At 75.9% G+C, this 18792-nt stretch carries 17 protein-coding genes and 1 riboswitch; of the genes, 12 read left to right on the top strand and 5 right to left on the bottom strand.

The window, feature by feature from the left end; translation table 11 throughout:
- Positions 1-44: 44 nt before the first annotated feature.
- Genes JD79_RS23345 through JD79_RS03290 form a run of 3 tightly spaced genes read left to right on the top strand, consistent with a single transcriptional unit; the run spans position 45 to position 3888 of the window.
- On the top strand, positions 45-1745 hold the full coding sequence (locus JD79_RS23345; protein ID WP_245899608.1) for an alpha/beta hydrolase: 1701 nt from the start codon (positions 45-47) through the stop codon (positions 1743-1745).
- Entirely contained in the window at positions 1667-3019 is a 1353-nt protein-coding gene (locus JD79_RS23340; RefSeq protein ID WP_245900304.1) for an ATP-binding cassette domain-containing protein, read from the top strand. The genes JD79_RS23345 and JD79_RS23340 overlap by 79 nt, the downstream gene beginning before the upstream one ends.
- Positions 3016-3888 (top strand): ABC transporter permease, encoded by an 873-nt coding sequence (locus JD79_RS03290; protein ID WP_110004378.1) that lies wholly within the window; start codon positions 3016-3018, stop codon positions 3886-3888. Before JD79_RS23340 ends, JD79_RS03290 begins: the two co-directional genes overlap by 4 nt.
- Here the strand turns inward: JD79_RS03290 and JD79_RS03285 are convergent.
- On the bottom strand, positions 3878-4705 hold the full coding sequence (locus tag JD79_RS03285) for an HAD family hydrolase (protein WP_110007375.1): 828 nt from the start codon (positions 4703-4705) through the stop codon (positions 3878-3880). The genes JD79_RS03290 and JD79_RS03285 overlap by 11 nt on opposite strands.
- A gap of 61 nt (positions 4706-4766) precedes the next feature.
- Positions 4767-4890: riboswitch (SAM riboswitch) on the top strand.
- Between the two features lie 12 nt (positions 4891-4902).
- Between JD79_RS03285 and thrC the strand changes: the two genes are divergently transcribed.
- The 5 genes from thrC (at position 4903) to JD79_RS03260 (ending at position 9749) form a co-directional block, all read left to right on the top strand.
- Positions 4903-6204 carry a threonine synthase gene (thrC, locus tag JD79_RS03280; RefSeq protein WP_211307847.1) on the top strand — a complete coding sequence of 434 codons (1302 nt, stop codon included), beginning with the start codon at positions 4903-4905 and terminating at the stop codon, positions 6202-6204.
- Between the two features lie 221 nt (positions 6205-6425).
- Positions 6426-6626, top strand: coding sequence for a cold-shock protein (locus JD79_RS03275; RefSeq protein WP_075013019.1), 201 nt, complete (start codon positions 6426-6428; stop codon positions 6624-6626).
- A gap of 116 nt (positions 6627-6742) precedes the next feature.
- Positions 6743-6925, top strand: a complete 183-nt coding sequence (locus JD79_RS03270) for a hypothetical protein (protein ID WP_110004377.1) — start codon at positions 6743-6745, stop codon at positions 6923-6925.
- 218 nt (positions 6926-7143) lie between these two features.
- Positions 7144-8772: a chaperonin GroEL gene (gene groL / locus JD79_RS03265; RefSeq protein ID WP_110004376.1), complete on the top strand. Its 1629-nt coding sequence runs from the start codon at positions 7144-7146 to the stop codon at positions 8770-8772.
- Between the two features lie 191 nt (positions 8773-8963).
- The gene (locus JD79_RS03260) at positions 8964-9749 is read left to right on the top strand and encodes a DUF72 domain-containing protein (RefSeq protein WP_110004375.1); all 786 of its coding nucleotides are present in this window, start codon (positions 8964-8966) and stop codon (positions 9747-9749) included.
- Here the strand turns inward: JD79_RS03260 and JD79_RS03255 are convergent, their stop codons facing one another.
- Positions 9750-10748 carry a Gfo/Idh/MocA family protein gene (locus tag JD79_RS03255; RefSeq protein WP_110004374.1) on the bottom strand — a complete coding sequence of 333 codons (999 nt, stop codon included), beginning with the start codon at positions 10746-10748 and terminating at the stop codon, positions 9750-9752.
- Between the two features lie 113 nt (positions 10749-10861).
- Here JD79_RS03255 and JD79_RS03250 point away from each other — a divergent pair, with 113 nt between their 5' ends.
- Positions 10862-11137 (top strand): DUF4031 domain-containing protein, encoded by a 276-nt coding sequence (locus tag JD79_RS03250; RefSeq protein WP_110004373.1) that lies wholly within the window; start codon positions 10862-10864, stop codon positions 11135-11137.
- Here the strand turns inward: JD79_RS03250 and JD79_RS03245 are convergent.
- Together JD79_RS03245 and JD79_RS03240 are read right to left on the bottom strand one after the other, a co-directional pair.
- Positions 11109-11732, bottom strand: a complete 624-nt coding sequence (locus JD79_RS03245) for an HD domain-containing protein (protein ID WP_110004372.1) — start codon at positions 11730-11732, stop codon at positions 11109-11111. The genes JD79_RS03250 and JD79_RS03245 overlap by 29 nt on opposite strands.
- A complete protein-coding gene (locus JD79_RS03240) occupies positions 11729-13000 on the bottom strand; it encodes an ArgE/DapE family deacylase (protein ID WP_110004371.1) in 1272 nt (423 codons plus the stop codon). Before JD79_RS03240 ends, JD79_RS03245 begins: the two co-directional genes overlap by 4 nt.
- Positions 13001-13047: 47 nt before the next feature.
- Between JD79_RS03240 and JD79_RS03235 the strand changes: the two genes are divergently transcribed.
- Positions 13048-13869, top strand: coding sequence for a phospholipid scramblase-related protein (locus tag JD79_RS03235; RefSeq protein WP_110004370.1), 822 nt, complete (start codon positions 13048-13050; stop codon positions 13867-13869).
- Positions 13870-14059: 190 nt separating this feature from the next.
- Here JD79_RS03235 and JD79_RS03230 read toward each other — a convergent pair whose 3' ends face one another.
- A complete protein-coding gene (locus JD79_RS03230) occupies positions 14060-15454 on the bottom strand; it encodes a glucose-6-phosphate dehydrogenase (protein ID WP_110004369.1) in 1395 nt (464 codons plus the stop codon).
- Between the two features lie 184 nt (positions 15455-15638).
- Here JD79_RS03230 and JD79_RS24140 point away from each other — a divergent pair, with 184 nt between their 5' ends.
- Both JD79_RS24140 and JD79_RS03225 read left to right on the top strand, forming a co-directional pair.
- The gene (locus JD79_RS24140) at positions 15639-15764 is read left to right on the top strand and encodes a hypothetical protein (protein ID WP_281270266.1); all 126 of its coding nucleotides are present in this window, start codon (positions 15639-15641) and stop codon (positions 15762-15764) included.
- A 35-nt stretch (positions 15765-15799) separates the two neighbouring features.
- Positions 15800-18751, top strand: coding sequence for an ATP-binding protein (locus JD79_RS03225; RefSeq protein WP_110007373.1), 2952 nt, complete (start codon positions 15800-15802; stop codon positions 18749-18751).
- Positions 18752-18792: the final 41 nt, after the last annotated feature.

The raw sequence follows: 18792 nt of genomic DNA, 5'->3' as shown, positions 1-18792 counted from the left end.
CGACACCGTCCGTTGGCCGCAGCGTGCGTCCCGTCCGCGGGCCCGTGACACCTCGCCCGCGCTCCGGCGCCCGCGCGGCGCTCGGCGCCCTGCTCGCCCTCCTGTTCACCGGCACCCTCGTCGGTGCCGTCCCGGCGACGGCCGGCGCGGCCGAGGACGTGGGCACCGAGGAGGCACGGGTCCCCTCCGGCTCCGGTGCCGACGCCGTCGAGCTCGACACCACGCTCTACCTCCCCGCCTCGGCCACGGCCGACGACCCCGCGCCGGCGGTGGTGCTGGCGCACGGCTTCGGCGGCAGCAAGCAGTCGGTCGCCGACGACGCGCGGGACCTGGCCGGCCGCGGCTTCGTCGTCCTCACGTACTCCGCGCGCGGCTTCGGGTCGAGCACCGGCCAGATCGGCCTGGACGACCCGCGGTACGAGGTCGCCGACCTCTCCACGCTGCTCGACGTGCTGGCCGAGCGCGACGACGTCCTCCTCGACGACGACGGCGACCCGCGCGTGGGCGTGGCCGGCGCCTCCTACGGCGGGGCGCTGTCGCTGCTGGCCGCCGCCTACGACGACCGGGTCGACGCGATCGCGCCGCAGATCACCTGGAACTCGCTGACCGCCGCGCTCTTCCCCTCCCAGACCGGCACCGCCGACGACGCCACGCCCGCCGCGACGCCGCAGGACGCCGACAGCGGCGTCTACAAGCGGCTGTGGGCGGGGCTGTTCTTCGGCGTCGGCTCCGTGCCGACCGGCGGCCTGCTCGACGCGCTCGGCGGCGGCGGGGGAGCGGCGGAGGCCGAGGACGGCGAGGACGGCGACGATCCCGGCAGCGGTCCCGGCAGCGGTTCCGCCAGCGGCTCCGGCGGGGCGGCCCCCGCGTCCGGGAACGCCGCGCCCGCCCTGCCCGTCGACCCCGCGTCGGTGGACCCGGCCACGGTCGAGCAGGCCCTGACCTGCGGCCGGTTCCGCGCCGACATCTGCGCCGCCTACCAGTCCGCCGCGGCCTCCGGCACGCTCACGCCCGAGGTGGCCGCGGTGCTCGACCGCAGCAGCCCGGCGGCGGTGCTCGACCGGATCACCGCCCCCACCCTGCTCGTCCAGGGCACCGAGGACTCGCTGTTCGGCCTCGGCCAGGCCGACGCCAACGCCCGCGGCATCGCCGCGAACGGCACCGACGTCAAGGTCGTCTGGTACGCCGGGGGCCACGACTCGCAGGCCTCCGAGCGGGAGACCGCCGAGCTGCGCGACCTGGTCGCCGGCTGGTTCGACTGGCACCTGCGCGACGAGGACGACGCCGCCCGCGGCGAGGACCCCGGCACCGGCTTCGAGTACCCCGCGCCCACGGGTCTGGGCAGCGGGCTGGGCAGCGTGCAGGGCGGCACCCAGAGCGTGCTCGCCGACGCCTACCCCGGCCTCGACGGCGACCGGCCGGTGCAGCGGGAGAGCGTGGCACTGGCCGGCCGGGTCCAGCCGGTGGTCACCCCCGCCGGCGGCACCCCGGCCGCGATCACCACCGTCCCGGGCCTCGGCGCGCTGGCCTCGGCGCTCGGTGGCAGCACCGTGGAGATCCCCGGCCAGTTCGCCGCCTTCTCCAGCGAGCCGCTCGACGCCGCCGTCGAGGTGGTCGGGGCCCCACCGTCCCGCTCGCCGTCGCCTCGCCCTCGGGCAGCGCCACGCTGTTCGCCAAGCTCTACGACGTCGGCCCCGACGGCGCGCGGACGCTGCCCGGCGGCCTGGTCGCCCCGCTGTCGCTGACCGGCTTGTCGGCGGACCCGGCCGCGCCCACCGAGGTCGCGGTCACGCTGCCGGCGATCGTGCACCGCTTCGAGGCCGGCCACACGATGCGCGTCGTCGTCTCCTCGACCGACCAGTCCTTCGCGCTGCCCGCGGAGGCGACCGTCTACTCCGTGGCCCTGGCCGGGTCCGGCGACGGGGGCACCGCGCTGGCGGTGCCCACCGTCGAGGGGCAGACCCAGGCCACCGGCGGCACGTCCCGCTGGTGGTGGCTGCTCGGCGCCGTCGTCGTCCTCGGCCTGCTCGGCTGGCTCGCGGCGGTGCTGTGGGGCCGCCGCCGGCGCCGCGTCACCTCGGCCGTCGAGCCCGACGGCGAGGACGTGCCGCTGCGCTTCGAGGGCATCACCAAGGCCTACAAGGACGGCTTCGTCGCCGTCCGCGACCTGTCCTTCGAGGTCCGCCGCGGCCAGGTGCTCGGCCTGCTCGGCCCCAACGGGGCGGGCAAGACGACCTCCCTGCGGATGCTCATGGGCCTCATCGAGCCGAACTCCGGGCGGATCACCGTGTTCGGCCACGAGGTCCGGCCCGGCGCACCGGTGCTCTCCCGGCTGGGCTCGTTCGTCGAGGGCACGGGCCTGCAGCCGCACCTGTCCGGCCGCGACAACCTGCGCCTGTACTGGGCCGCGACCGGCCGCCCGGCCGAGGACGCGCACATGGAGGAGGCGATCGAGGTCGCCGGCCTCGGTGCCGCCCTCGACCGCCCGGTGCGCCGCTACAGCCAGGGCATGCGCCAGCGGGTGGCGATCGCCCAGGCCATGCTCGGCCTGCCCGACCTGCTGGTCCTCGACGAGCCGACCAACGGGCTCGACCCGCCGCAGATCCACGCCATGCGCGAGGTGCTGCGGTCCTACGCCGCCACCGGCCGCACGGTCATCGTCTCCAGCCACCTGCTCAGCGAGATCGAGCAGACCTGCAGCCACGTCGTCGTCATGGCCCGGGGGCAGAAGATCGCGCAGGGGACGGTCGACGAGATCGTGGGCGCCGGGGGTGCGGTGCTGGTCGGCCTGGCCCCCGGAGCCACCGCCGCCGACACCGACCGCGCGGCGGCCGTGCTGACCGGGCTGCCCGGCGTCACCGTCGAGCACACCGACGACGGGCTGGTCGCCGACCTCGGCGCGCGGACCTCGCGCGCCGAGGCGCTGCAGGCGCTGGTGGCCGCGGGGATCGCCGTCGACCAGTTCACACCGCGCCGCCGCCTGGAGGACGCGTTCCTGGCCCTGGTGGGGGAGTCGTGACCGCTACCGGACACGTCCAGCCGACCGGCGCCGTCGCCGGGTACCGACCCGAGCGCACGCTGCGCCTGTCGGTCGAGCTGCGCCGGCAGTTCAAACGGCGCCGCACGATCGGCGTCTTCGCCGCGATGGTCGCCCTGCCGCTGATCCTCATCGCCGCCCTGCAGCTGGGCGCGAGCGAGGAGGCACAGACCAACAGCCGGATCAACCTGGTCGACGTCGCCACCGCCAGCGGACTGAACTTCACCCTGTTCGTCCTGTTCGCGACGACGACGTTCTTCCTCGTCGTGGTCTACGCGCTGTTCTTCGGCGACACCGTGGCCAGCGAGGCGGCGTGGGGCTCGCTGCGCTACACGCTGGCGACGCCGGTGCCCCGGATGCGGCTGCTGCGGCAGAAGTGGCTCGCGGCGCTGGTCCAGTCGGTCGGCGCGCTGCTCACCCTCGCCGTCGTGGCGGTGGTGGCCGGCGGCATCGCCTTCGGCTTCGACGACATCCGGACGCCGATCGGGGTCACGCTCTCGCAGGGCGAGGGGCTGCTGCGGCTCGCGGGGATGCTCGGCTACCTCGCCGTCCACCTGCTCGTCGTCGGCACGCTGGCGTTCTGGCTGTCCACGGTCACCGACGCGCCGCTGGCCGCCGTGGGCGGCGCCGTCTTCTCGATGGTCGTCTTCGCGATCCTGGACCAGGTCGAGCAGCTGGGGTCCCTGCGCGACTGGTTCCCCACCGCGGAGGAGTTCGCCTGGACCGACCTGCTGCAGACGCCGGTCGACTCCTCCGACCTGTTCCGCGGCGTCGTCCAGTCGCTGGTCTACGCCGCGGTCTTCACCGCGCTGGGCTTCCGCCACTTCGCCCGGCGCGACGTCACGTCCTGAGGCTCGCGCGCACGGCCTGGGCCCAGCCGACGCCCATCGGCTCGTCGGTCACCGACACGTTGGGGACGGCGGCCAGCAGCCCGGCCATGCCCTCGACCTCGGCGCCGTTGGCGGTGATCCACAGCCGGCCGACGGCGGGTGCCATCTCCAGGTCGCTGGCGCTGTCGCCGATCGCGACGGCGTCGGCGGGGTCGAGGCCGCGCCGCTCGAGGTCCCAGGCGATCGCCGCGCCCTTGGTGATGCCGCGCGGCATGAGGTGGTAGACCCGCGCCAGCTGCCCCTCCGGTGCCAGGTCCAGCCGGGCCGAGGCGGGGATCGCGCCGTTGTCCTTGAGCGTCAGCCAGCCCAGGCCGCGCTCCGCCAGCCACGCGTCGACGGCGAGCGGGTCGACGAAGCCGCGCAGCAGCGCGTCGCCGGAGTGGGTGGTGTGCCACGGCGCGTGCCACTCCAGCCGGCCGGCGTTGGCGGCGGTCAGCGCCTCGACGACGCCCAGCTCGGCCATCACGTCCATCGGCGTGCGCCCGGTGTACTCGGCCGGCAGCTCGCCGGTCAGCCCGTGCCGCGCCCGGCCGCCCTTCCACGTCACCAGCGAGCCGAGCTCGGCGATCGCGCCGTCGGCGGCGAAGATCCGGCCCGCCTCGGTGACCTGGTCGGCCGTGCGCCCGCTGACGATCACCAGGGCGACGCCCGCGGTGTGCAGCTCGAGCAGGGCCGCGGCCGGCTCGGCGGTGGGGGAGCCGTCGGCGGTGTGCCAGAACGACCCCCGCGGGCCGACCATCGTGCCGTCGAGGTCGGTGTAGACGATGCGCGCTGCCACGGGCGCCAGCATGGCCGGAGCCCGGGGCGGCCCGGGCAGCCGGGTAGAGTCGGGCCCGTTCCACTCATCCAGAGGGGCAGAGGGACACGGCCCGGTGAAGCCCCGGCAACCGCGCTCGCGCGAGCGGCGAGAGGTGCCAATTCCGTCCCGCGCGGCTCGACGGCCCGACGCGGGGAAGATGAGGAGGTAGTCGTCGCATGACCCTGACCGCTCCCGGTTCTCTGCAGGCCGACTCGTCCGCCGGCGGCCCCGTTCCGCCGAGCCCCGCCCGCGGCCTCGTCTGTCGCAACTGCGGCGCCACCTTCGGCCTGATCGCCGAGCACGCCTGCGCGCAGTGCTTCGGCCCGCTGGAGGTCGACTACGACCCCGAGCGCATGCGCGCGGTCACCCGCGAGCAGATCGAGGCAGGCCCGCAGAACATCTGGCGCTACGCCGCGCTGCTGCCGGTGGGCCAGGACCCCGCCGACCGCGTCTCCCTCGACCCGGGCATGACGCCGCTGGTGCGCGCCGACCGGCTGGCCGCCGAGCTCGGCATCACCGGCGGCCTGTGGGTCAAGGACGACTCGGCCAACCCCACGCACTCGTTCAAGGACCGCGTGGTCAGCCTCGCCGCCACCGCGGCCAGGGGGCTGGGCTACCGCAAGATCGCCGCGGCCTCCACCGGCAACCTGGCCAACTCCGTCGCCGCGCACGCCGCTCGCGTCGGCATCCCGTCCTTCGTCTTCATCCCGGCCGACCTCGAGCCGGGCAAGGTCGTGCAGTCGGCGGTCTACGGCCAGACGCTGGTCGCCGTCGACGGCTCCTACGACGACGTCAACCGGCTGACCAGCGAGCTCGCCGAGACCGACGAGTTCGAGGACACCGCCTTCGTCAACCAGAACGTGCGGCCCTACTACGCCGAGGGCTCCAAGACGATGGGCTACGAGATCGCCGAGCAGCTCGGCTGGCGGATCCCGGCCCAGGTGGTCATCCCCATGGCGTCGGGCTCGCTGCTCACCAAGGTGGACAAGGCGTGGCGTGAGCTGGCCGCCGCCGGGATGGTCGAGGACACGGAGTGGCGGGTGTTCGGCGCCCAGTCGGCCGGCTGCGACCCCATCGCCACCGCCTTCGACAACGGCTGGGACGTCGTCAGGCCGGTCAAGCCGACCGGCATCGCCAAGTCGCTCAACATCGGCAACCCCGCCGACGGCCCCTACGCGCTGGACGCCATCCGCCGCACCGGCGGCGCCGTCGGCCGGGTCGGCGACGAGGCCATCGTGCAGGGCATCCGCGACCTCGCCCGCACCACCGGCGTCTTCGCCGAGACCGCCGGCGGGGTGACGGTGGCCGTGCTGCGGCAGCTCGTCGAGGACGGCCGGCTGGACCCCACGAAGGAGACGGTCGTCCTCAACACCGGCGAGGGCCTCAAGACCCTCGACCCGCTCGAGCCGGTCGTCGGCCCGACCCACCGGGTGGAGCCGTCGCTGCGGTCGGTCCGGGAGGCCGGCCTCATCGGCTGAGACCCCGGCGCGGGGGCGTGGGGTCGGGACGTCGATCCGGCGGGTGACATCCTCGGCCCGTCGTCCCCGAGTCGTGTGGCGAGGATCTCCCCACGGCGGCGTCCCTGCTGTACGTTCTCGCGCGGTCGTCAGTTCCACGCACGTGTCCGACGGGCGGAAGAGCTGTACCCCGGTCCCCGGATCACGGGGGCCGTCCGCACGCACGCACCGTGGGAGCACACGTGGCACAGGGCACCGTGAAGTGGTTCAACGCCGAGAAGGGCTTCGGCTTCATCGCCGTCGACGGCGGCCAGGACGTCTTCGTCCACTACTCGGCCATCCAGATGGACGGCTACAAGAGCCTCGACGAGGGCCAGCGGGTCGTCTTCGAGGTCGTCCAGGGCGAGAAGGGCCCGCAGGCCGACGGCGTCCGCGTCGCCTGAGCTCGCGAAGGCGGGCATCGGGCCGAGCGCCCGAGTCTCCGTTCCTCCGCACCGAGGCCCGGTCCCCCGACGGGGCCGGGCCTCGGTCGTGCCAGGCCGTGACGAGAGGAGCACCGGTGCCGCGCTGGAGCATCACCCCCCTGGAGGACGCACCCACGCTGGCTCGGGGGCCTGCCGGGGACCTGAAGTACGACGACGGGCACACCCGGCTCTGGCTCTCGCGGCCGGGCGGTCAGCTCCTCGTCGAGCGCCTCGACCCGGCGACGGGCAGCTGGGAGCCGGTCCGCCCGGCGGACTGACCCCGGGCGGGGAACACCCCCGCGCCACCCCCCGTTCTTGCACTCGGCAGGGGCGAGTGCCAGACTTCGGACTGGCACTCGACAGTGCCGAGTGCCAACCAGGTCGGAACGGTGAGGCACTGGAGCGCGGGCCACAAGGGAGCCCGCCGCGCCGGTGTCGTCCGTCGCGGGCGCCGGTCCCGGCCGTGCAGCGATCCATGCATGGAGGACATCACCACATGGCCAAGATGATCGCCTTCGAGGAAGAGGCGCGCCGCGGCCTCGAGCGGGGCATGAACACCCTCGCCGACGCCGTCAAGGTGACGCTCGGCCCCAAGGGCCGCAACGTCGTCCTCGAGAAGAAGTGGGGCGCTCCCACCATCACCAACGACGGTGTGAGCATCGCCAAGGAGATCGAGCTCGAGGACCCCTGGGAGAAGATCGGCGCCGAGCTGGTCAAGGAGGTCGCGAAGAAGACCGACGACGTCGCGGGTGACGGCACCACCACCGCCACCGTGCTGGCCCAGGCGCTCGTGCGCGAGGGCCTGCGCAACGTCGCCGCCGGCGCCAACCCGATGGCCCTGAAGAAGGGCATCGAGAAGGCCGTCGCCTCGGTCACCGAGTACCTCCTCTCGACCGCCAAGGACGTCGAGACCAAGGAGCAGATCGCCGCCACCGCGTCGATCTCCGCCGCCGACCCGGCCATCGGCGAGCTCATCGCCGAGGCGATGGACAAGGTCGGCAAGGAAGGCGTCATCACCGTCGAGGAGAGCAACACCTTCGGCCTCGAGCTCGAGCTCACCGAGGGCATGCGCTTCGACAAGGGCTACATCTCGCCCTACTTCGTCACCGACGCCGAGCGCATGGAGGCCGTCCTCGACGACCCGTACGTGCTCGTCGTCAACTCGAAGATCAGCTCGGTCAAGGACCTGCTCCCGCTGCTGGAGAAGGTCATGCAGTCGGGCAAGCCGCTGGCCATCATCGCCGAGGACGTCGAGGGCGAGGCCCTGGCGACCCTGGTCGTGAACAAGATCCGCGGCACCTTCAAGTCGCTGGCCGTCAAGGCCCCCGGCTTCGGGGACCGCCGCAAGGCCATGCTGACCGACATCGCCATCCTCACCGGTGGCCAGGTCATCAGCGAGGAGGTCGGCCTCAAGCTCGACACCGCCGACGTCTCCCTGCTGGGCCGCGCCCGCAAGGTCGTCGTCACCAAGGACGAGACGACGATCGTCGAGGGCGCCGGCGACAGCGACCAGATCTCCGGCCGGGTGAACCAGATCCGCGCCGAGATCGAGAAGTCGGACTCCGACTACGACCGCGAGAAGCTGCAGGAGCGCCTGGCCAAGCTGGCCGGTGGCGTCGCCGTCATCAAGGCCGGCGCCGCGACCGAGGTCGAGCTCAAGGAGCGCAAGCACCGCATCGAGGACGCGGTGCGCAACGCCAAGGCCGCCGTCGAGGAGGGCATCGTCGCCGGTGGTGGCGTCGCCCTCGCGCAGGCCACCGCCGTCGCGTTCGACAAGCTCGAGCTCGAGGGTGACGAGGCGACCGGTGCCAACATCGTGCGCGTCGCGCTCGAGGCGCCGCTGAAGCAGATCGCCGTCAACGCCGGCCTCGAGGGCGGCGTCGTGGCGGAGAAGGTCCGCAACTCCGAGGTGGGCTTCGGTCTCAACGCCGCCTCCGGCGAGTACGTGGACCTGGTCGCGGCCGGCATCATCGACCCGGCCAAGGTCACCCGCTCGGCGCTGCAGAACGCCGCCTCCATCGCGGCGCTCTTCCTCACCACCGAGGCCGTCATCGCCGACAAGCCGGAGAAGGCCGCCCCGGCCATGCCCGGTGGCGACGGCGGCATGGGCGGCATGGACTTCTGAGTCCCGCCACCCCGTAGCACCACGCACTGCCCGGCAGGGGCGGTCCCGCATCCGCGGGGCCGCCCCTGTCGGCGTTCGCGGGCGGTGTCCGTGCCGAGATCGGCGGTCTCGTACGCGTACGGCTCCGCAGGCGTACGAGACCGCCGATCTCGGCGGGCGTCGGCCCCGACGGCGCAGGGTAGGCCGCTGGCGTGGCCGTGGTGATCGGGACGTCGGGGTGGCAGTACCGCGACTGGCGCGGCCGCTTCTACCCCCAGCGCATGCCCCAGCGGCTGTGGCTGGAGCACCACGCGCAGCACTTCGCCACCGTCGAGAGCAACGCCGCCTTCTACCGGCTCCCCGAGCGGGACACCTTCGCCGCGTGGCGGGAGCGGACTCCGCCCGACTACCGCTGGGCGGTCAAGGCCAGCCGGTTCCTCACCCACGTCAAGCGGTTGCGCGAGCCCGAGGAGCCGGTGGCCCGGCTGGTGCAGCACGCGGAGGGGCTCGGCGACCGGCTCGACGTCGTCCTGCTGCAGCTGCCGCCCACGCTCAAGGCCGACGCCGGGCTGCTGCGCGACTGCCTCGCCTGCTTCCCGCCGGGCCTGCGGGTGGCCGTCGAGCCGCGGCACGCGACCTGGGAGACCGACGAGGTGCGGGCGCTGCTCGAGCGCTACGGCGCCGCGCTGTGCTGGGCCGACCGCGCCGAGCGGCCGGTGACGCCGCTGTGGCGCACCACCGGCTGGGGTTACCTGCGGCTGCACACCGGCGCCGAGGGCTGGGGCTACCCGCCGGCCGCGCTGGAGGAGTGGGCGCAGCGGATGGCGGCCGCGTACGCCGACGACGAGGACGTGTTCGTCTACCTCAACAACGACCCCGGCGGTGCGGCGGTGGTCGACGCCGTCGCCCTGGCCGGCGCGGTGCGGCGGGCCGGCCGCACGCCCACCCGGGTGCCCACGCCGGAGGAGGCGACCGGTGCGGCCTGGGCGGCGGCCTGATCAGCCGAGGACGTGCGGGTCCTCCCGGTGGTGCACGCCGAGCTGCGCGGCCGCCTGCCCGAGGACGTCCTGGACGGCGAGGGTGTCGGCCAGCGGCATGACCGCGCTCTCCGTGCGGCCCTCCTGCAGGCAGCGGGTGACCTCGGCGAGCTCGTGCGAGTAGCCCACCCCGGCCGCCGGGCGGGTGATCTCCTCGGGCTCGGCGCCGCTGCGGTGCAGCACGATGGTGGCCGGGTGGTGGAAGCGGGGGAGGACGTCGATCCACCCGCCCGTGCCGAACACCCGCGCCTGGCCGGGCGTCGGGTAGCGCAGCGACGTCGTCAGCGTCGCCGAGCGGCCGTCCTCCCAGCCGAGCAGCACGGCCGCCTCGGCGTCGGCGCCGGTGGGGTAGGTCGAGCCGGCGGCGGTCACCGTGTCGGGCGTGCCGAGCAGCATCTGGGCGAAGGAGACGACGTAGACGCCGAGGTCGAGGAGTGCGCCGCCGCCGAGCTCGAGGGCGAACAGCCGGTCGTCGGGGTCGTAGACGCGGTCGACGCCGAGGTCGGCCTGCACCGACCGCACCTCGCCGATCGCGCCGTCGGCGACGAGGTCGCGCAGCGCGACGACGGCGGGCTGGAAGCGCGTCCACATCGCCTCCATGACGAAGACGCCGGCCTCGCGGGCCGCCGTCACCACCTCCTGCGCCCCGGCCGTCGTCGCGGTGAACGCCTTCTCCACCAGCAGCGCCTTGCCCGCCTCGATGGCGGCCAGCGCGACCGCGTGGTGCTGGGGGTGCGGCGTCGCGAGGTAGAGGACGTCGACGTCGGGATCGGCGAGGACCTCCGCGTAGGAGCCGTACGCCCGCTCGAGCCCGTGCTGCTGGGCGAAGGCCCGGGCCCGGTCGGCCGAGCGCGACGCCACCGCCACCGGCCGGGCCCCCTCGACGTGCGCGAAGTCGCCGATCACGCTCTGCGCGATGCGGCCCGGCCCGACGATGCCCCAGCGGATCTCCCTGCTCACGGCGACGACGCTAGTGGTCCCGGGCAGACTGCACCCCGTGGCCGAGCTCGCGGGGCCACGCAGGGGCGGAGCGCCGCGGCCGCGGGCTCGACGAGCGCAGCGAGGAGGTGCCCGTGGCCGTCCTGATCGACAGTCCCGTGTGGCCGTGGCGGGGGCGGCGCTGGTCGCACCTGGTCAGCGACGTCTCCTACGAGGAGCTGCACGCCTTCGTCGCCGCCGAGCTGGGCATCCCGCGCCGGGCGTTCCAGGGCGACCACTACGACGTCCCCGAGGACCTCTACGACGTCGCCGTGGCCGCCGGCGCGCAGCCGGTCGGGGCCCGGGAGCTGCTGGCCCGGCTGGTGGCGGCGGGCCTGCGGCTCAGGAAGGGCGACCGCGCAGCAGGGTGAGCTCGGCGGCCAGGTTGGCTCGTGCCCGCGGCTCCCAGCCCGCCGTCGCGGGCAGCCGGTAGAGGGCGGGCAGCGCCAGCAGCGACTCGAGGACGGCGATCCGGCCCGCGGTGAACACCTCGTCGGACAGGTGCCGGTACTCCTCGCGGACGGCGGAGGCGTAGGCGGCGTAGGCCTCCGGCGGCCCGGCCAGCACCGCGAGGTCGGCGTCGCAGAGGACGGCGCCGTTCCCGTCGTCCGGGGCGGCGTCGTGCCCGGCGGTCAGCAGCACCAGCCGGGCCACCTCCTCCACCCGCGCGGGCGGCACCAGGCCGGTGAGCCCCGCCTGCGCCCGCTCGGCGCTGACCTGCTCGTTGTCGCCGCGGCGCGGGTCGTAGACGACGTCGTGGTACCAGGCGGCCAGCGCGACGGCGTCCGGGTCGGGGGCGGCCCCGCCGAGCTCGCCGACCAGCCCGAGGACGGCGGCCAGGTGGTGCAGGTCGTGGTAGCGGCGGTGCGGCTCGCTCCACGCGGCGACGACGGCCGCCCACTCGGTGCGCGCGGTGGGGGAGTCGCCGGTCAGCGCGGCGAAGGCCTCGAAGCCGACGCCGGTCACGCGACCCCGCAGCGGCGCAGGACCAGCAGCGCCAGCGCGCGGGCCACGGCGGTCACCTCGGCCACCGGCACCCGCTCGGCCGGGCCGTGCGCCAGGTGCAGGTCGCCCGGGCCCAGGTGCAGCGCCGGGATGCCGGCGGCGGCGTAGAGGCGCAGGTCGGTGCCGGCGGGGACGGCGCGTTCCGGCGGGGGCGGCCCGCCCGCGTCGACGACGGCGTCGCGCACCTGGCCGAGCAGCCCGTGCGCCGGCGGCAGCTGGCCGCTGGCGAAGGCGCCGCCGGTCCAGGTGACCCGCACCGGGTGCGCGGCCAGCCACGGGTGCGCGGCGCAGGACGCGGCGACCCGGGCCTCGAACGCCGCGCGGGCCACCTCGACCGGCTCGCCCAGCCGCACGCCGTAGCGGCCCTCGGCCACCAGCCGGTCGGGCACGGTCGACGCCCAGTCGCCGGCGCGCACCGTGCCGATCGACAGCCCGAACGGGTACCGCTCGCCGGCGAAGCGGGGGTCGGCGTCGCGCTGCCGCTCGGCCTCGAACGCGCGCAGGTCCGCGTGGAGGTCGGCGAACAGCTCGACGGCGCTCACCCCGCGGTCGCGCATCGCGGCGTGCGCGGCCGCGCCGGTCACCTCGAGCCGGAAGGTGAGCGCGCCCGCGGCCGCGGTGACGACGGCGCCGGCGGTGGGCTCGGGGATGACGCAGGCGTCGCCGCGGTGCCCGCGGGCCAGGGTCGCCCAGGCGCCGAGCCCGCCGTCCTCCTCACCGACGACGGCGTGCAGCGCCACCGGCCGGCGCAGGCGCACCCCCGCGGCGCGCACGGCGGCCAGCGCGGCGAGCGCCGAGACCAGCCCGCCCTTCATGTCGCAGGTGCCGCGGCCGTGCACGGCGCCGCCGTCGAGCCGAGGGGTGAACGGGTCGCCGGCCCACGAGGCGCGGTCGCCGGGAGGGACGACGTCGGTGTGCCCGCAGAGCACCAGCGCGGGGTCGCCGTCATCGGCGCCGGGCAGCGTGCCGACGACGCCCCACGCCTCCTCGCGCGCGACCTCCTGACCGGGCGCGTCCGGTGCCGTGGCGGCGGCCTCGAGGTCGATGGCCCAGCGGTCGACGTCGCAGCCCAGCGCGTCGAGCTCGCCGGCGACCAGGGCCTGCACCTCGCTCTCGGCCGCGGTGCCGCCCACGGAGGGGACGGCGACCAGCCGGCACAGCAGGCCGACCGCGGCGGCCTCGTCCACGGCGTCGAGGACGGCGGCCTCGGCGGAGGTCGGGTCGGGCACGGCTCGGGAGTCTGGCACGCCCGGCGGCAGCGGTTACCGTCGCCGCCGTGACGCAGCCCTCCCCGCCGCCCGGCTGGTACCCCGACCCCGCCGGCGGCGGCGGTTCGCGCTGGTGGGACGGCCGGACCTGGACCGAGCACGTGCGGCAGCCGCCCGCCCCGCAGCCCGTCCCCGCGCAGGCCCGGCCGGTCCAGCAGCACCACGGGAGCCACCAGCAGTACGGGAGCCGGCAGCAGCACGGCGCCCAGCGGTACGGCGCCACCCCGCGGCGCTCGGTCCTGCACGACCAGCCCGTCCTGCTGGTCGACCAGAGGACCAAGCTCGTCGAGCTCACCAACGAGTACGCCGTCCTCGACGCGAACGGGGTGCAGGTCGGCGCGGTCGTCGAGGTGGGGCAGTCGACGGCCAAGAAGGTCGTCCGGTTCGTCAGCAGCCTCGACCAGTACCTCACCCACCGCCTCGAGGTGCGCGACGCCTACGGGCCGGTCCTCGTGCTCACCCGCCCGGCCAAGCTGGTCAGGTCACGGGTCGTCGTCGAGACGCCCGAGGGGGCGCCGGTGGGGGAGATCGTCCAGGCCACCGTCTTCGGCCGGATCCGCTTCGACCTCGTCGTCGACGGGCAGCCGGCCGGCGCGATCCAGGCGGAGAACTGGCGGGCCTGGGACTTCTCGGTCACCGACTCCCTCGGCACCGAGGTCGCCCGGATCACCAAGACGTGGGAGGGCCTGGCGCGGACGCTGTTCACCACGGCCGACCGCTACGTCGTCCGGGTTCACGCGCGGCTGCCCGAGCCGCTGGCGAGCCTGGTGCTGGCCTCGGCGCTGACCGTCGACACGGCGCTCAAGCAGGACGCGCGCGGCCTCGGATAGGAGTCGGTGTCCCGGTGTGTGTGCGCCGGGACCGGGGTACCGTCGGTGGTGTCCGGACCGGGCGATCTGTGTCCCCGGGTGCCAATTGGATACCGCCTTCGCGGAACACCGCTCCGACCTCGGTCGGGGGTCTGGAGCCGCGTCGTGCTTCTCGCCGCGAGGCGACCAGCGCCCGGTCCGGACCCTCCTCTCAGCCGCCCGACCCCACGGCCCAGCCGCACGGGTCGGCCAGCGCCGTCGCCTCCTCCGGGCCCCACGAGCCGGGCTCGTAGGGGCGCACCTCCGGACGGTCCTCGAGCACCGGCCGCACGGCCCGCCAGGCGTGCTCGAGACCCGCGCTGGTGGTGAACAGCGACCGGTCGCCGGTCAGCACGTCGAGCAGCAGCGAGGCGTAGGGCGGCAGCGGGTCCCCGCCCGGGACGGCGGCCAGGTCCAGCGAGGTCCCGGCGACCGCGAGCTCCAGGCCCGGGCCCGGGCGCTTGGCCACCAGCCCGAGGTCGAGCGCGCCGGCACCCGACAGCGACAGCGAGACGGTGTTGCCCCCGCCTGGCAGCGTGCCGACCGGGCCCTCGGGACGGCGCATCACCAGCGTGACCCGCTGCTGGCTGTCGGCCATCCGCTTGCCGGTCCGCAGCAGGAACGGCACGCCGCGCCACCGGTCGGTGTCGACCCACAGCCGCGCGGCCACGAAGGTGTCGGTCGTGCTGTCGTCGGCGACGTCGTCGAGGTCGCGGTAGCCGGTGAACTGCCCGAGGACGACGTCCTCGGGGGCCAGCGGCCGGAACGCCGCGAGCACCGCCTCGCGCGCCTCCTGCAGGTCGCCGGGCGTGAGGGACACCGGCGGCTCCATCGCGACCTCGGCGGCCACCTGGAACAGGTGGGTGACCAGCATGTCGAGGGTGGCCCCGGTGGCGTCGTAGAACTCGGCACGGTCGGCGACGTCGAGGGTCTCGGGGACGTCGACCTGCACCTGCGCCACGTGCTCGCGGCTCCACACCGACTCGAACAGGCCGTTGGCGAACCGCAGCACGTGCAGGTCCTGCGTGCCCTCCTTGCCGAGGAAGTGGTCGATGCGGAAGACCTGGTCCTCGTCGAGCACCGAGTGCACCAGCTCGTCGAGCTCGCGGAAGCCGTCGGGGGAGGTGCCGTAGGGCTTCTCGAAGACGACGCGGGCGCCCTTGGCCAGGCCGTGCGCGTCCAGCGCCCGGGTGATCCCCTCGAAGGCGCCCGGCGGGACGGCGAGGTAGTGCACGAGCTGGGCGTCCTCCCCGAGCTCCTCGCGGGCGGCCGCCACGGCGTCGGCCAGCTGCCCGGGGTCGTCGGGGGCGAACCCGCCGCCGGCGAAGCGCAGCCGCTCGGGCAGGCCGTCGGCCGGCTCGCCGTCGCCGTGCTCGGCCAGGGCGTCGCGGACCAGGTCGCGGAAGTCGTCGTCGGAGCGGTCGCCGCGCCCGCTGCCGACCAGGCGCCACTCGTCGGGCAGCAGCCCACGGCGGTGCAGGACGTCGAAGGCTGGCAGGACCATGCGCGCGGCGAGGTCGCCGGTGGCGCCGAAGAGGACGAAGACGGTCGGGGGCAGGTCGGCCATACCCCGGCCCCTTCCCCGGCCCGGTGATCGGCAAGCGCGCAGCGCGCGTGAGGTGTCCCTGAGGGGCCTCAGGTTCCGGGGTGCGGCCGGGACTGGGCGGACGGCCGATGCCCGGGGCCCGGCCTCAGCACGACCGTGGCCGACGTCCCCACCGGACGACGACCACGACCACGAGGAGACGACCGTGAACCCCTACCCCAACCCCGGACTCGAGGCGGAGCTCGCCTACCGGCGCGAGGTCCTGCAGGCGATCGGCCGCGGCACCCGGACCCGCCGGGGGCCGTGGCGGTCGCGCCGGTCGCGCGGGTGACGGCACCGTCGGCGGCCCGTGCCACGATCGGCGCCGTGCCGAGGTGGGACGGGCGACCCCTGGTGGGACGGGCCGGTGAGCTGGCCACGCTCCTGGCCGCCGTCGACCGGGCCGCCGCCGGCCGCGGCTCGGCGGTGCTGGTCGCCGGTGACGCCGGCGTGGGCAAGTCCCGCCTGCTCGACGAGCTCGCCGCCCGCGCGGCCGGCCGCGGCCTGCGGGTGCTCGCCGGGCACTGCGTCGACCTCGGCGAGGTCGGCCTGCCCTACCTGCCCTTCGTCGACCTGCTCCGCCCCGTCGCCGCCGGCCTCGGCGACGGGGCGGCCGGCCTGTTCGCGGCCCGGTCGGCCGCCGCGCGCGAGCCGGACGCCGCCGACCTCGGCGGCCCGGCCCGCGCGCTGCGCCCGCCGGTCGACGACGGCCGGCTGCAGCTGTTCGAGGCGGTCGCCGCGGCGCTGGCCGAGCTCGCCGCCGACACGCCGCTGCTGGTGGTCCTCGAGGACCTGCACTGGGCCGACCGGTCCAGCCGCGACCTGCTGCGCTACCTGCTGGCCCGGCTGAGCGACGAGCCGGTGGCCGTCGTCGCCTCCTACCGCTCCGACGACCTGCACCGGCGCCATCCGCTGCGGCCGCTGCTGGCCGAGCTGGTCCGGCTGCCCGGCGTCGAGCGCCTCGACCTCGCCCCGCTGTCCGACGCGGAGGTGGAGCAGCTGGTCCGCGGGCTGGCCGCGGGGGTGGCCGACCGCACGGTCGACGACGTCGTGGCGCGCGCCGAGGGCAACGCCTTCTACGCCGAGGAGCTGCTGGCCGCCGGGCTGGCCGGGGAGACGCTGCCCCTCGGGCTCACCGACGTGCTGCTGGCGCGGGTCGAGCAGCTCACCGCGGCCGCGCAGCAGGTGCTGCGGGTGGCCGCGGTCGCCGGTCGCCGGGTGCGGCACGAGCTCGTGGCAGCGGTGGTCCGGCCGACGGTCGACGGCGACCTCGACACCGCGCTGGCCGAGGCCGTGCACTCCCACCTGCTCGTCGTCGACCCCGACGGCGCCTACCGCTTCCGGCACGCGCTGGTGCGCGAGGCCGTCCTCGCCGACCTGCTGCCCGGCGAGCGGGTGCGGCTGCACGCCGCCGTCGCCGCACACCTGGCGGCCGACCCCGCGGCCGGCACCGCCGCCGAGCGGGCGCACCACCTGCGGGAGAGCCACGACCTCGCCGGCGCGCTGTCGGCCTCCCTCGAGGCCGCCGACGCCGCCCGGTGCGTCGGCGCCCCGGCGGAGTGGCTGCAGCACCTGGAGACGGTGCTCGCGCTGTGGCCGGCGGTGCCGGACGCCGCCGAGCGCGCCGGGCGGGGGCAGGCCGAGCTGCTGCTGGACACCGCGGGCGCCGCGCGCCGCGGCGGGGAGCTGCACCGCGCGGTGGCGCTGCTGCGCTCGGCGCAGGACCTGCTCGGCGCCGAGGGGGACCGCGAGCTCCGCGCGCGGGTCCACTACACGCTGGCGCAGGTGCTGGCCCGCATCGAGGACGCGGCGTCCGCCCTGCAGGAGAGCACCGCGGCGATGGAGCTGGTGCCGGCCACGCCGCCCTCGCCGGTGCGCACCTGGACGGCGGCCACCCACGCCCGCGCCTGCTACGACGCGGAGCTCCGGGAGGAGGGGGACGCCGCCGCCGAGGAGGCCCTCGCCGCCGCCGATGCCCTGGGGCTGGACAGCGCCTGGGCCGACGTCGCGGTGACACTGGTGCGGTCCCAGGCCGTCGAGGGTGGGGACCCGGCCGCGACGCGCCCGCGCCTGGAGGAGGCGCTGGCCCGTGCGCGCCGCTCCGGCGACGCCGACGTCGAGATGCGGGTGCTGTTCAACCTGGCGACCGTGGCCTGGGAGGCCGGGCAGTCGGCCGAGACGCTGCGCTGGAGCGACGTGGGCCTGGAGCGGGCCCGCGCCCTGGGCGTCGAGTGGTCGTTCTACGCCGCGGAGCTGCGGCACCTCGGCGTCGTCTCCCGGTACGTGATCGGCGACTGGGACGGCAGCCTGGCGCTGGCCGACCGGCTGGCCCGGGTGCCGGAGATGGCCGCGCACGTGCGGGCGGCGGGGCTGCTGGTGCAGGTCGGCCGCGGCGACCCGTCGGCGGCCGGGCGGGTCGCCTGGGCGCGTGGGCTGGTCGACCGGCTCGACGCGCACGTGCTCCTGCTGCTGGCCACCGCGGGCGCGGAGGTCGACCTGGCCGCGTGGGCCGGCGACGCCGCCACCGCGGTCGCCCGGACGCAGGAGGCCGCGGAGACGCTGCAGCGGTTGTGGGGCGCCAGCCGGCTCGCCGTCCTGCGGCTGGGGGCCATGGCGCTGGCCGCCGTCGCCGACGCGGCGGCTACCGCACGGCTGACCGGGGACGCCGATGCGGAGCGCCGGTGGGCCGAGGCCGGGGAGTCGGTGGCCGGCCTGGCCCGGGACGCGGTCGCCGACCACACGCGCGTGTTCGGCGGGCACGGGGTCGAGGCCACCGCCTGGCTGGCGCGGCTGGAGGCGGAGTCCGCCCGGCTGGCCGGGCGCGCGGACCCGGTGCTGTGGACGGCCGCCGCGGAGGCCTTCGGCTACGGCCACGTCTACGAGCAGGCGCGCAGCCGGTGGCGGCTCGCCGAGGCGCTGGTCGCCACCGGCGACCGGGACGCCGCGCTCGCGCCGCTGGCCGCCGCGGCCGGGACCGCGCGGGAGCTGGGGGCCGCCCCGCTGTTTGCGGCGGTCACCGCGCTGGCCCGCCGGGCGCGGCTGGAGCTGCCCGGCGCCGGGCGGGTGGTGGACACCGCGGCGGTGTTCACCCCGCGCGAGGCGGAGGTGCTGGCCCTGCTCGCCCGCGGGCGCACCAACCGGCAGATCGGCAGCGAGCTCTACATCAGCGAGAAGACCGCCAGCGTGCACGTGAGCAACATCCTGGCCAAGCTCGGTGCCGGCTCCCGAACCGAGGCCGTCGCCCTCGCCGCGTCGAGGGGCCTGCTGCCGACGGCCTGAGGACGGTCGGGGTCGTGCACCTCCGCGGAAGTGCACGACCC

The organism is Geodermatophilus normandii, from assembly GCF_003182485.1.
GTDB lineage: Bacteria > Actinomycetota > Actinomycetes > Mycobacteriales > Geodermatophilaceae > Geodermatophilus > Geodermatophilus normandii.
The sequence above is the reverse complement of the archived record's forward strand: the minus strand, read 5'-3'. Positions and strand labels throughout refer to the sequence as shown.